This is a genomic window from Burkholderia sp. Ac-20353 (assembly GCF_017104785.1).
Classification (GTDB): Bacteria; Pseudomonadota; Gammaproteobacteria; order Burkholderiales; family Burkholderiaceae; genus Burkholderia.
In genome coordinates this window covers 105401-117734 of record NZ_JAAGPL010000008.1, presented here as the reverse complement: position 1 = coordinate 117734, position 12334 = coordinate 105401, and the positions used below count along the sequence as shown (strand labels likewise).

Here is a 12334-nt window from a genome sequence, read left to right as displayed (position 1 = left end):
CGATGAAACGCGATCTGCACCTCGTGTCGGCGATCGGGCCGGCCACGCGCGGCCAACTGGAACAGTGGGCGGTCGAGCACGATCGGGTCTGGGATCGGAAGATCCTCGCCCGTCGCATCCTGTTTGGAGTCGGTCTGCTCTGTTTCGTGGGGCTGGCGGTCGGGGGGCTCAGCTACAGCTTCGAGGCGATTCCTGTCAGCGTCCGCCGCGCGTTGCTCGGCAGCAAAGTTGACTACCGCGGCCTCGTACTTGGGTTCCTCGGGGCGCTGGCCTGCCTGCTTGCCATTCGTTGCTGGGATTACGTTGTGCGCCACTTGCCTCGCCCAGTCAACCCGTATCGTCCGATCGACGTCACGCCGGCCGATCTGGAGGAGCGAAACGAGGCCTTTCCGGGCGCGCTCGCCTATCTCGACGCGATCCGTCATCAGCGTCGGCTGATCGTGCCGCACGACCTCGACGTGCTGGCGATGGCCCGGCGGCAACAGCAGTCCAACCACGGAGCATGACGATGAAAACGAAGTTAATGAAGGCAATTGTGGTGGCCGCGACTCTGTGCTCGTTTCAGACCGCGCATGCCCAGGGTATTCCGGTGCTCGACGCGTCGACGCTCGCGCAGGCGATTCTCACCGTCAAGCAGTTGCAGCAGCAATACGTCACGCTCACGAATCAGTACCAGGCGCTGATCGGCAATCGTGGCCTGGGCGACATCCTCAATAACCCCGCGCTGCGCAACTACCTGCCCGATCAATGGCAGTCGGTTTACGACGCCGTAAAGAACGGGCAGTTGAACGGTATTAGCGGCGTCGCCGACAGTATCGCGCGCCAGGAGGGGTTGACCGCGTACACGCCCGGCCAGCAACGCCTGAACGACACGTTGACGGCAAACAAGGCGATGGCGATGCGGGCGTATCAGGCGTCGATCGACCGGCTAAACAACATCCAGCAGCTGATGCAGCAATCGAATCTGACACAGGATCCAGCGGCGAAGGCAGATCTCCAGAACCGGTGGTCGGCGGAGATCTCGTCGATCAACGCGGACAAGGTGCGGCTAGATCTGGCGGCGAAGCTGCAGGACGCGGAGAAGGAATTTGCGCAGCAGGCCGCGCATCGTGACATGCAGAATCGCTTGCACGACGACACGAGCGACCAGTAACCCGGAGCGCGATCATGCAACTGACGATCTTCACCGATATGTTCAACGCGTTCGACCAGGACGTGCTGAACACGATCAATACCGGATCGGCCAAGATGATTTCGCTGATCAGTCCGCTGGTCGCCGCCTGTTTCAGTCTCTACGTGCTGCTCGTGCTGGTGTCGTACTGGCGCGGTCACAACGACACGCCGATCGTCGACTTCATGATGAAGATGGCGGGATGGGCGGCCGTGCTCACCGCCGGGATGAACATCAGCTACTACAGTGAGTACGTGGTGCCGTTCTTCAACGGCTTTGGTGACGATCTCAGTCGCGCGCTGATGGGCGGCAACGATCTGAGCAATGGCCTCGATACGCTGTTGAGTCTCTATATCTCCGCGATCAAGACCATGTATGAGGGGCTGACCTGGACCGACATTGGCCTTTATATCGAGGTCTCGGTGCTCGCGATCTGCCTGTTGCTGGTCGGCGTGCCGTTTCTCGCGATCGCAGCGGCTTACATCATCCTCGCGAAATTCGCACTGGGGCTGCTGCTCGCGCTTGGGCCGGCTTTCATCGTGGCGGCACTGTTCCCGGCAACGCGGCAGTTCTTCCAGAACTGGGTCGGGCAGTGTCTGAACTACGGGTTGCTCGTCGCGCTGTTCGGGGCAGTGGGCGCGATCGAGGTGCGGTTCATGACCTCGAACTTGCCGAAGGCATTCGATGTACACAACGTGATCCTGACCTACACCATTGAAGGAAAGATCATTGGTTCCGGGTTGGTTTTCATCGTCGTGTCGTTGAGCATGCCGTCGCTGGCGTCGCAACTGGCGGGTGGCGTTGGCATCTCGTCGATGGTCGGTAAGATCGGTAATGCGGCCAGTATGGCGCTGAAGGCAATGCGGTTGATGGGCAGGTCCGGCGGTGGGTCGTCGGGTGCGTCCAACAACTCGCTTGGCCGCGCGTGATCTCGACTACTACCAGGAGAAGTAAATGAGGGCAATTCGATTCGTGACGGCGGTAACGATGGTTGTCGTGGCACTGACGCAATTCGGATGTGGGAAGAGCGACGGCGACCAGTACATCGGCAAATGGACGCGCGTAAACGGGCAAGACTATAACGAAATCGTCATTAGCCGAAATGGCGGTGGGAATGATTTTTATATTTCACATCAAGAGAACAAATTCAACGACGAGGGCAACAAGGTCGGAACGATAACGCGTCAACAACCGGCTACCGTCGTGGACGGAAAGATGATCGTCAGCGCCGCGATTCAATATGCAATGACGATCGATAAATCGAACGGACATCTTGTTACGCCTGGATCTGAGTTCGAACGCGCGAAGTAAACGGCAGACCGTCCGCCGCCTCGAGCAACGTCGGCGGACGGTGCAACTCAATCGGAGAGTGCAATGAAATTCATCGTCGTGCTTTGGAGCGCTGTGCTGCTTGCGGCGTGCTCGTCGGCGCCAAAGCCGACGCAACCGAGCGGGCCATGGATGCCCGTCAACCATGCGACACAGGGGAACGCGCAATGAAGTGGATCCGGAAAAAATCGCCCGAGGTACAGGGCGTGCCTGCCGCGGTCGCGACCGACGGCAATTACGCGGCCGCGCTGCAGAACATTGCGGCGAAGCTCGCCGACGCCGATCCGCGCGAGATGGCACGCACGTATTTCAAGGCAGCGCTCGCGTTCGAAAAATCGAAGCAGCAGCTGCAGGAGAACATGACGAAGATCGCGTGGCGCGTCGCGGGTGGTGCCATGTTCGTCGCGCTGGCTTCTATTCTTGGTTCAGCTGCATTAGTACAACTAAAGAGACCGACGCCACCAGTGATCATCAGGGACAACACCGCGACCGGAGACGTGCAGGTGATCGACGTCGCGCGCAGCGGCTCGGTGACGTTCGGCGAACTCGAGGTGCGCAAGGCGCTGCGTGATTACGTGAAGCTGCGAGAGCGGTACGACTGGTACACGATCCAGGACGATTACGACACCGTGACGCTGATGAACTCGCCGCGCGAGCAGCCGCTGTACGCGGCGCTGTACAGCCGCAAGAACTCGCCGCAGAACGTGCTGACCGACAAATTCCGCGTGGTCGCCCAACCAGGCGCGATCACGTTCGTCGGGTCGACCGCGCAGGTGTTCTTCTCGAAGAAGACCGTTTCGCTGTCGACGCAAGGTGGCTCGACGCCGGTGCCGCCGAAGACCGAGTACTGGGTCGCGACGATCAGCTACGAGATGGGCGATCTGCCGACCAAGAGCAATGAACAGGTGCTGAATCCGACCGGCTTCCGCGTCACCAGTTACTCGGTCGATCGCGACTGGACGCGCAGCACGACCGATGGCGTGGCGCCGATACCGTCGGCTGCGACGTCGTCGGAATCGGCGCCGACGAGTGCGCAGGGAGGGGCCAGCCGATGAACATTCGATTCCAGAAATCGTTGGGCGCGTCGGCGATCGCGGCCGCGTTGCTCGCCCTGGCGCTGCCGGCCGCGGCCGAAGTGGTGCCGGGGGCGTGCGGCAGCGATCCGCACATCGCCTGCGCGGTGTACGACCCGACCGAAACCTATCAGATCACCTACCGCCCCGGCGAAGCCACGGTCATCGTGTTCGAGAAAGGCGAAAAACTCGACGGCGGCGGCATGGGCGACGGCAAGGCCTGGACGGCGGGCCCGGCCGGCAATGGCTTCTTCTTCAAGCCGAAGGCGGTGAAGGCGGCCACGAACCTGATCCTGCTGACGAACAAGCGTCGCTACGTGCTGAAGCTGATCCCGGTCGCGAAGCGCGAGCAGGCAGTTTGGTCGCTGACGTTCGATTACCCGGACACGCGCGCGAAAGCGTCGGCGGCGGCCGCCGTGCGCTCAGCCGAAGCGCGCGCGCTGCTTGAGCAGACCGGCAACGCGGTGGGGACCGGCCATTTCGACTACGACATGCACGGCGACACGACGCTGGCGCCGACCGCGCTGTGGGATGACGGCCGGTTCACCTACTTCGAGTTCAAGACGAGCCGCGACCTGCCGCAGATCTACCGCGTGTTCGAGGACGGCTCGGAAGCGCTCGTCAATCCGGACGACATGCGCGGGCCGGTGCTCGTCGTGCACGACACCGCGCACCGCTTCAACCTGCGCGTGGGCGACGCGGTGCTCGGCATCCGCAACAACGTGTATCGGCCCGATGGCCGGCTGAACCCGTCGGCCACCACGATTCCCGGCACGGTGCGGCTCGTGAAGCAAAAGGAGGCGAGCGGTGAATAACGACATCAACCAGAACGCAATGCCGGCCCCGGCGCCGGTGGAACCGGCCGGCATCGGCGAGCGCGGCGTGCCGGGCGTGGGTCGGACCAAGCGTAAGAGCCCGTTCCGGCTGCTGCCGATCGTGATCGGACTCGTGCTGATCCTGGTGTTCGGCGCGGTCGCGGTCGGCGTGGCGATCAAACGCTGGACGGCGCAGCACCACGCGGAATCCGAGGCGGCGAAGGTGGAGGCAGCGAAGGACAAGCCGTCCGACGACCGACACGATTTCGGGCGCGACCAGGCGAAGATCGAAAAGCAGCGAGCGGAGGAAGCCGCAGCCGCGGCGAGCGCCGCGCTCGCGACGCCGGCCCATGCGGATGCGGCCAGCGCGACGCAGGCCACCGCGTCGACCGGCACCGGCGCGGCAGCCGCGGCGCCGGCCAGCGCGGTCGAGACGCCGGCGATGCGCAAGCTCGACGGCGACGTGCTGATCAAGCTCGATGACCAGAAAACGCCCGGCGGCGGCACGGGCACGACCGGCGCAGGCGGCTCGCGCATCGAATACGCGAAGGACGGCCTGGATACGAAGCTGCAGCCGTCCAAGCTGGAAACGGTCAAGGCCGGCTTGATGCCGTCCCGCGACTTCCTGCTGATCGCGGGCACCACGATTCCGTGCGTGCAGGGCGCGAAGATCGTCACCGACTATCCGGGCATGTCCACGTGCCACGTGTCGAAGGACGTGTATTCGGCGAACGGCAAGGTGCTGCTGGTCGAGCGCGGATCCGAGGTCGTGGGCGAGCAGCGTCAGGCGTTGATGCAAGGCCAGGCGCGGATCTTCGTGATCTGGACGCGCCTGACGACGCCCGCCGGCGTGAAAGTGCAGCTCGATTCGCCGGCGGCGGACGCGCTGGGTGGCAGTGGCATTCCGGCCTACGTCGACACGCACTTCTGGACCCGATTTGGCGGGGCGCTGATGGTCAGCCTGATCGGCGACGTCGGCCAGGCGCTGTCGAGCCTGGCGGCGAATTCCGGCGGGGGCAGCAACGGGATCCAATTCAACAATACATCGAGTGCCGGCGAATCGGTGGCGGCCGAAACCCTGCGCAACACGATCAACGTACCGCCGACCGCGTACTCGAAGTACGGCTCGATGACGACGATCTTTGTCGCGCGCGACGTCGACTTCTCCGATGTGTATGAGCTGGCCACGCCCTGATCCGGATCACGCGACCTTGCAACGGAGTGTTCTTGAACATGCGATATGACGACAGCGTGACGGTACGCAGTCACCTCAAGACGCTCGGGATCGCCACGTGGCTCAATCAGCCCGGCGTGACCGAGTTCGCGATCAACCGGCCGTATGAAGGCTGGACCGAAACGCGGGACGGCTGGCAACGCCACGAGCTGCCGAACGCGTCGCTGGAAGCGCTGAACCAGTTCGCGCCGGCGCTCGCGATCTACAACAAGGCGAAGCCGGCGCTGTCGGCGATGGAACCGGAGAAGCCGGTGCGCCTGCCGGACGGCGAGCGCGGCCAGATCGTAATTCCGCCCGCGTGCGAGCCGGGCACGGTGTCGCTGACGATCCGCGTGCCGAGCAGCAGCCGCTTCGAAATCCCGGAGCTGGTCCAGGGCGGCTTCCTGAGCGGGTTTCGTGATGTCACGGACCGCGACGTCGATCTCGTGCGCGATCGCTTCACGTCGACCGACGTCGATGTGCGGAGCGCGACGCCGGTGTTCAATCCGGCGCGCGAGCTGGCCGCGCCGGCGGCCGTCACGCTGCGCGCGTTCGAGCTGGAGATGCTCGATGCGCTCGCGCAGCGCGACATTCAGCGCTTCCTGACGCGCGCGATTCTGAACCGCCTGAACATCGTGCTGGTGGGCGGGACCGGCTCGGGCAAGACCACGCTGACGAAGGCGCTGGCAGACCTGGTGCCGGCGCACACCCGCCTCGCGACGATCGAGGACACGCACGAGCTGCCACTGCCGTACCACCCGAACCACGTGCACCTGTTCTACAGCGAGTCGCTGCCGGCGCGGCGCATCGTGAAGGCGACGCTGCGGATGAAGTTCGACCGCGTATTCCTTGCCGAGCTGCGCGGCGACGAGACCTGGGACTACCTGACGCTGCTGAACACCGGCCACCAGGGCGGCATCACGACCGTCCACGCGAACGATGCGATCGCGGCGCTCGCGCGGATCGCGACGCTCGTGAAGCAGAGCCCGGTTGGCCAGACGCTGACGTGGGATCACTTGATGCGCGAGGTGAAAACCACGATCGACGTCGTGCTGTACATGGAAAACAAGCAACTCAAGGAAATCTACTTCGATCCGGTCACGAAGTGGAAGCTGCTGCGGGGGCTGGCATGAACGGGCGCATCGACGGGGGAGGGCTCGAACGGCCATCGCACGCGGCCGCGGACTGGCTGGCCGAGCGGATTCCGGCGCTGTGCGACGCGACCGGCACCCTGCCGCCGCAGGCGATGCTGGCGCAGGAATTGGGCGTGAGTCGTGCCCTGCTGCGCGAAGCGGTCAGCCGGCTGGTCACCCACGGCGTGGTCGACGTGCGCACGAAGGTCGGCTCGCGCGTGGTCGACGAACGGCAGTGGCAGATCGTCGATCGGCACGTCATTGGCTGGCACCTGGCGCGCGCGACGGATCCGACCTTTGCGGCGGATATCGCGGCGATTCGCTGTGTGCTCGAGCCGATCGCGGCCGCCGACGCCGCACGGCATGCGAGCCCGGCGCAACGTGCGCGCATCACGGTCGCGTGCGCGTCGCGGCTCACCGCGACTTCGCTGGTCGATTACGCACACGCGCGCCACGAACTGCACGTGGCGCTTCTGGCTGCCAGCTCCAATCAGGTCCTGCATCAGCTCACCTGTCTCGTGCCGACGCCGGATCCGGCGACTGATCGGGATGCGGTGGCACCGACGATTCCGGACGGCGAGCGCCAGGCGCTCGCGTTGCTCGAGGCGGCGATCCGCAAGGGGGATGCCAGTGCGGCCCGCGCGGGCATCGAGCGCCTGAACCGGTGGGACTTGCCGCACGCGGGAGGGAATCGCGATGCGTGCACGCTGGAGGATCAACCATGAAATCCCGTTTGCTTCTGGCCGGTCTCTTGAGCGTGATATCCGGCGTGCTCGTGTTCACCGCTGGCCGCTGGTTGCATCTTGACGCGCTCACCGATCCCGTTGAGCGCGTCGCGGTGATTGCCCTGATGGTGGTCGTGTGCGTGCTGTGGGGCGCATGCGCGAGCGCCGTGCTGCTGAAAACCGCGACGGTCCTCGATCGCGTCGTCGCGCTCGGCTTGGTGGCGCTGGTGGTGCTGACGGGGCTCGCCGTGGCCGGCCAATACGCCGGCGCGACATTGTTCGCGAAGCTGGAGAAGTTGCCGGACTCGGCGATCGGCCTCTGGACGCTGCGCGACTACTGGCACGCGTTCGGCGACATGAAGGCCGTGAAGCGCTCCCTGCAGATCGCCACGGCGGTATCGGTCATGGTGCCGCTGCTGCCAATCGCGGCCGTGGTCGCTGCGCTGGTGATGAAACCGAAGCGCGACCTGCACGGCGACGCACGCTTCGCCTACAGCTACGAGGTCCGCCGCTACGGCCTGCTCGACGAGGCGAACGGCCGCACGCGTCGGAAAGGCGATTACCGCGATCCGACGATCATTGTCGGCAAGTACAAACACCAGTACCTGACGTTTCGCGGATCGGAGTTCGTGATGGTTGCGGCGCCGACGCGCTCGTTCAAGGGCGTGGCCATTGTGATCCCGAATCTCCTCACCTTTGCGGATTCGGCAGTCGTGCTCGACGTGAAGGGCGAGAACTTTGACCTGACGTCGCGTTACCGGCAGGCGTGCGGCCAGCAGGTGGTCCGCTGGGCGCCGTTCGATCAGAAGGGATTCACGCACCGCTGGAACCCGCTCCACAAGATCGCGAAGAGTCCGGCGTTCGTACGCGTCGGCCGCCTGCAGGCGATCGCCGCGCGCCTGTACCACACGGCGGACGCGCGCAACAAGTTCTTCTACGAACAGGCGAGCGACCTGTTCATAGGCCTTGCGCTGTACCTGATGGAAATGACCGGTGACTGCACGTTCGGTCAGGTGTTGCGGCTCGCGACCACGCCCGACAAGAAGGTGCGCGAACACCTGATGGAGCTGATGCAGCACGAGCCGCAGAAGGGCGTGCCGCTGTCGGGCGACTGCCTGGGTGCGCTCTCGCGCGTGCTGGCATCGCCCGACGAGACGATGCTGAACATCGTCGCGACGTTCAACGCCGGCCTGCGCCTGTTCAGCAACCCGATCGTCGACCAGGCGACGAGCGCGTGTGACTTCGAGCTCGACCGCGTGCGTCGGGAGCGGATGTCGATCTATGTGGTGCTGCCGGTACGCGAGCTCGCCGTCGCGAGCCTGCTCGGCAACCTGTTTTTCACGCAGTGGATCGAGGACAACCTCGATGTGCTGCCGGGCGAGGATCCGACGATCCGGTATCAGTGCCTCGGCATCCTCGACGAATTCACCGCGCTCGGTCGCATCGAGGTGATCGACAAGGGCAACGCGTTCATCGCGGGCTACTGGCTGCGGCTGCTGACGATTCTGCAGTCGAAGGCCCAGATGGAGCCGAACGAGCTGTACGGCGCGGCCGGCGCCCGCACGCTGATGACCAACCACGCGGTGCTGGTCGCGTATGCGCCGCGCAATCAGCAAGACGCGAAGGAACTGTCCGAGACGCTGGGCACCTTCACGGAGAAGGCGACCTCGAGGAGCCGCAACCATGGCCGCAACACGTCGACCGGCACGAACACGTCGGACCAAGGCCGCGCGCTGATGTTGGACCAGGAGCTGAAGCGCATGGAAAGCAACCAGGAGATCGTACTGGGCTTCCAGCGCCCGATCCTGTGCGAAAAGGCGGCCTATTTCGAGGATGACCTGTTCATCGACCGGATGCGCTCGGTTAGTCCGATGCTGGCTGCGATCGACAAGCGCCTGCCGAATGAAGAGGAAATCAAGGCGGCCTGGCAGGCCGGCGAGCTGCGTGCGACGGGCATCCCGACCCACAACCCGGAGACGTACCACGCGGTGTTGTCGGCGAAGGCTGCCGGCGAGATCCGGCTGGCGCGGCAGGCCGGCGCAAAGCCGCTGACCGCCGCCGAGCTGCTGGCGCTCGATCAGCAGAAACCGGGCCCGCTCACGACCGACATGGTGCTCACCGGCTTCGAGGCCGACCTGGCCGAACTCGGCATGGTGATGCGCGACGACGTGCGGGAGATGCTGGCCGGCATTCGATTCGATTTCAACCTGGCGGCGGCGGATGCCGCTGCCGAATCCCAGATTGAGCCGGCCGCGACGCCGGCGGACCACGAAGTGAAGGAGGTGGCGCATGGCTGACGAGAACAAGCCGAAACGCGAACGGACCTATCTGGACGTGCCGTTCAAGGAAAAGGACGCAGCGCACGAGATGGGCGCGAAATTCGACCGGCGCACGAAGAAGTGGTATGTGCCTGGCGGGGCCGACGTTGCACCGTTCGCGCGCTGGATGCCGACGCAGGATCCGCAGAAAGCGCAGAGCACACCGGACGCCGCGCGTGCGGCCGAACCGGAGACGCTGCTCGGCAGCGAGGCCGACGTCGAGCGCGAGGCGGTGCGTCTGAGCGAAATGCTAGCGCAGCCGGTCGAAGCGGCGCGCGAGCTCGTCCGGGAAACGGTGCGCGCGGCCGAGGAACGGGCCGCGCTGGATGCCCGAGACCGCTTTCGGGACCAAGGCGGATCCGCGTTCGACGCGATCGACGGGGTGCATGCGGCGGTTCGCCAGGCGCGGCACCAGTATTTTGCGGAGCGGCAGCACCTGTATTCGCAGAGCGTGCAGCCACCGCAGACTTCGAGCGTGGGTGCACGGCGTGGCGCAGCGCGGCAGGCACCGGTTCGGCGCGCGCGACCGAAGCTCGACGACGCGGCGCTCGGCCGCCGCTACCGCGAAATGATTCAGTCGATCGCCACGGCGGTCACGCTGCGCGGCGACGAGGTGACCCGCACGCTGGCGCTCGAGCACCGGCTGGAGTCGATTCATCGCGACGCGTGGCGCAAGTCCGGCGACGCGGCCGACGGTGATCGCGCGATTGGCGCGCAGATCCGCACCCGCACCGGCTTTGCGGCGGAGGAGCTGCCGCCGCAAGCGGCCGAGGCACTGAGCAAGCTCCGTGACGCGGCCGAGCTGAGCCCGATGGAGGTTGACGAGCGCACGCCCGCGCGCGATGTGACGGATTCCGACCCGCCGGACGACGAGCGTTCGGTCGACCAGCCGGGGGTCGAGCCGCAGCACCCGCATCGCCATCCTGAACCGGGGCGTGACGATGGCATCGCGACCTTCGCGGACGTCGCTGAGGCGTTCATGCTGGAAGAGGCGATGCGCGAGCGTGCGCCGTCCGGGAACATGGACGTGCCGGCGGCCGGCGTGCAGGCGCAGACACCGCCGTCGCAGCCGGATGGCGAGATCGCCACGTTCGCCGATGTCGGCGACGCCGCCGCGATCGACAACGCACCGGGCGAACGCACGCCATCGCCGTCGGCTGAGCAGTCGGGCCCCGCAGCACCGGAGCGCAACACGGCCACGTTTGCCGACGTGGCCGACGCGTCGGTGATTGACGACGCGATGCGGCGCCGCGGCCTCACCGGAGACGCGGTGACGGGCACCCAGGACGCCGCACGGTCGACTGTCAGTGCGGCGGTGGCGAACGAACCGGATGTTCAGCCGGGGCAAGCCGCCAACGATGTGTCGATGAATGTGGCAGCGCAACCGGGCGCGGTCGACACCCAGATCAAGCGCACGCAGGCGCCCGCGCAAAACGAACCGGACGCGAAAAACGCGGCGAACGAGACGACGCGGCCGGAACTCGACACGGTGTCGACGCAGGATTTGCAGCGCGTGCGCACGGTGCGCGCCGGCGAGCGCGCGGCCGCCGAAACGCTGCTGCGCGAGCAGCGCAAGCCGATGCCGAAGGTGGAGGCCGCTTCCGTCGGCGCGCCGGCCGAAACGGTCGGCGTCGACGCCAACGACAACCAGATCGGCGTCGATCCTGCCTCCCGCAAGCCGATCGTGAAAAAGGACGGCTACGAGGTGCCGGCGCAGGTGGCGTCGCGCTACATGGTGAAGGAAGGGCGGTTCTGGAAGCTCGACGGCATGGACGCGAAGCCGGGTGCGATGCCGACCACGAAACCGCATTTCGAGGACGTGGGCTCGCGCCTGACATCCCAGCAGAACGATCGCGCGACGATTGCCGACATGGTCGCGGTGGCGCAGGCGAAGCACTGGGATGCGATCCTCGTGCGCGGCAGCGAGACGTTCCGCCGTAATGCCTGGATCGAAGCGTCACTCGCCGGCGTCGACGTGAAGGGCTTCAAGCCGACCGAAAGCGACGAGGCGTTGCTCGAGGCCGCGAAGCGTGAACGCGCGGCGCTGACGATCAAGGCCGGGAAGTCGCCCGAACCAACCGTCGGTCAGCAGCCCGAGCCGATGACCACCAGGCGGGCAGCCGTTGACGAGAACAAGAAGCCGGCCGTGACGTCCGATGCCATGCCGTCTGCCCGTACCGAGGCGAAGCCGGAGCCGAAACCCGTTGCATCCGCGGCTGCGGCCGATTCCTCCCAGACGGTCGCGCAGCTGCGGGAAATCCTCGAAACGTCGCTCGAGCGGGAGCCCGCGCGCATGCGTACCGAGGTGATGCGCCGTTTCGACGCGCGGATGCAGGCCGGCACCGAGGTCGAGGCGCGCATCGCGCGGGGTGAGTTGAGCCGCGACGCGGGCTCGGCCGAGATCGACAAACGCGCGGCCGAGTTGCACGCGGCATGGACGGCGCCGAAGGCCGCGCCGACGTCGAGTCCGTCGAACAACCCGCATACCGAGCAGCAACCGTCGCGTGGCCCGATGCCGAACGCGATGTAAGCGCCGTCCCCATCCCTTTACACAAGG

General features: G+C 65.7%; 12 protein-coding genes. All 12 read left to right on the top strand.

Annotated features, from left to right (window positions below; all coding sequences use genetic code 11):
- Positions 1–2: 2 nt before the first annotated feature.
- The gene (locus G3N94_RS04270) at positions 3–506 is read left to right on the top strand and encodes a hypothetical protein (RefSeq protein ID WP_241021572.1); all 504 of its coding nucleotides are present in this window, start codon (positions 3–5) and stop codon (positions 504–506) included.
- Between the two features lie 2 nt (positions 507–508).
- Entirely contained in the window at positions 509–1153 is a 645-nt protein-coding gene (locus G3N94_RS04265) for a type IV secretion system protein (protein WP_241021571.1), read from the top strand.
- Between the two features lie 14 nt (positions 1154–1167).
- Entirely contained in the window at positions 1168–2100 is a 933-nt protein-coding gene (locus G3N94_RS04260; protein ID WP_205790841.1) for a type IV secretion system protein, read from the top strand.
- A gap of 25 nt (positions 2101–2125) precedes the next feature.
- Positions 2126–2482 (top strand): hypothetical protein, encoded by a 357-nt coding sequence (locus G3N94_RS04255; protein ID WP_241021570.1) that lies wholly within the window; start codon positions 2126–2128, stop codon positions 2480–2482.
- Between the two features lie 63 nt (positions 2483–2545).
- Positions 2546–2671, top strand: a complete 126-nt coding sequence (locus G3N94_RS42900; protein ID WP_277398504.1) for a hypothetical protein — start codon at positions 2546–2548, stop codon at positions 2669–2671.
- On the top strand, positions 2668–3555 hold the full coding sequence (locus G3N94_RS04250; protein WP_205790840.1) for a type IV secretion system protein: 888 nt from the start codon (positions 2668–2670) through the stop codon (positions 3553–3555). Before G3N94_RS42900 ends, G3N94_RS04250 begins: the two co-directional genes overlap by 4 nt.
- Positions 3552–4388 (top strand): TrbG/VirB9 family P-type conjugative transfer protein, encoded by an 837-nt coding sequence (locus G3N94_RS04245; RefSeq protein WP_205790839.1) that lies wholly within the window; start codon positions 3552–3554, stop codon positions 4386–4388. Before G3N94_RS04250 ends, G3N94_RS04245 begins: the two co-directional genes overlap by 4 nt.
- A complete protein-coding gene (gene virB10, locus G3N94_RS04240) occupies positions 4381–5583 on the top strand; it encodes a type IV secretion system protein VirB10 (RefSeq protein WP_346778644.1) in 1203 nt (400 codons plus the stop codon). The genes G3N94_RS04245 and virB10 overlap by 8 nt, the downstream gene beginning before the upstream one ends.
- Positions 5584–5615: 32 nt before the next feature.
- Complete coding sequence (locus tag G3N94_RS04235; protein ID WP_205790838.1) at positions 5616–6734, top strand: ATPase, T2SS/T4P/T4SS family; 1119 nt, start codon at positions 5616–5618, stop codon at positions 6732–6734.
- Positions 6731–7459: a GntR family transcriptional regulator gene (locus G3N94_RS04230; protein WP_205790837.1), complete on the top strand. Its 729-nt coding sequence runs from the start codon at positions 6731–6733 to the stop codon at positions 7457–7459. The genes G3N94_RS04235 and G3N94_RS04230 overlap by 4 nt, the downstream gene beginning before the upstream one ends.
- A complete protein-coding gene (locus tag G3N94_RS04225) occupies positions 7456–9756 on the top strand; it encodes a type IV secretory system conjugative DNA transfer family protein (protein WP_205790836.1) in 2301 nt (766 codons plus the stop codon). The genes G3N94_RS04230 and G3N94_RS04225 overlap by 4 nt, the downstream gene beginning before the upstream one ends.
- Entirely contained in the window at positions 9749–12307 is a 2559-nt protein-coding gene (locus G3N94_RS04220; RefSeq protein WP_205790835.1) for a DUF5710 domain-containing protein, read from the top strand. The genes G3N94_RS04225 and G3N94_RS04220 overlap by 8 nt, the downstream gene beginning before the upstream one ends.
- Positions 12308–12334 lie beyond the last annotated feature (27 nt).

Coding starts and splice junctions, on each gene's coding strand:
- G3N94_RS04270 (WP_241021572.1), top strand. CDS start 3: ATGAAACGCGATCTGCACCTCGTGTCGGCGATCGGGCCGGCCACGCGC.
- G3N94_RS04265 (WP_241021571.1), top strand. CDS start 509: ATGAAAACGAAGTTAATGAAGGCAATTGTGGTGGCCGCGACTCTGTGC.
- G3N94_RS04260 (WP_205790841.1), top strand. CDS start 1,168: ATGCAACTGACGATCTTCACCGATATGTTCAACGCGTTCGACCAGGAC.
- G3N94_RS04255 (WP_241021570.1), top strand. CDS start 2,126: ATGAGGGCAATTCGATTCGTGACGGCGGTAACGATGGTTGTCGTGGCA.
- G3N94_RS42900 (WP_277398504.1), top strand. CDS start 2,546: ATGAAATTCATCGTCGTGCTTTGGAGCGCTGTGCTGCTTGCGGCGTGC.
- G3N94_RS04250 (WP_205790840.1), top strand. CDS start 2,668: ATGAAGTGGATCCGGAAAAAATCGCCCGAGGTACAGGGCGTGCCTGCC.
- G3N94_RS04245 (WP_205790839.1), top strand. CDS start 3,552: ATGAACATTCGATTCCAGAAATCGTTGGGCGCGTCGGCGATCGCGGCC.
- G3N94_RS04230 (WP_205790837.1), top strand. CDS start 6,731: ATGAACGGGCGCATCGACGGGGGAGGGCTCGAACGGCCATCGCACGCG.
- G3N94_RS04225 (WP_205790836.1), top strand. CDS start 7,456: ATGAAATCCCGTTTGCTTCTGGCCGGTCTCTTGAGCGTGATATCCGGC.
- G3N94_RS04220 (WP_205790835.1), top strand. CDS start 9,749: ATGGCTGACGAGAACAAGCCGAAACGCGAACGGACCTATCTGGACGTG.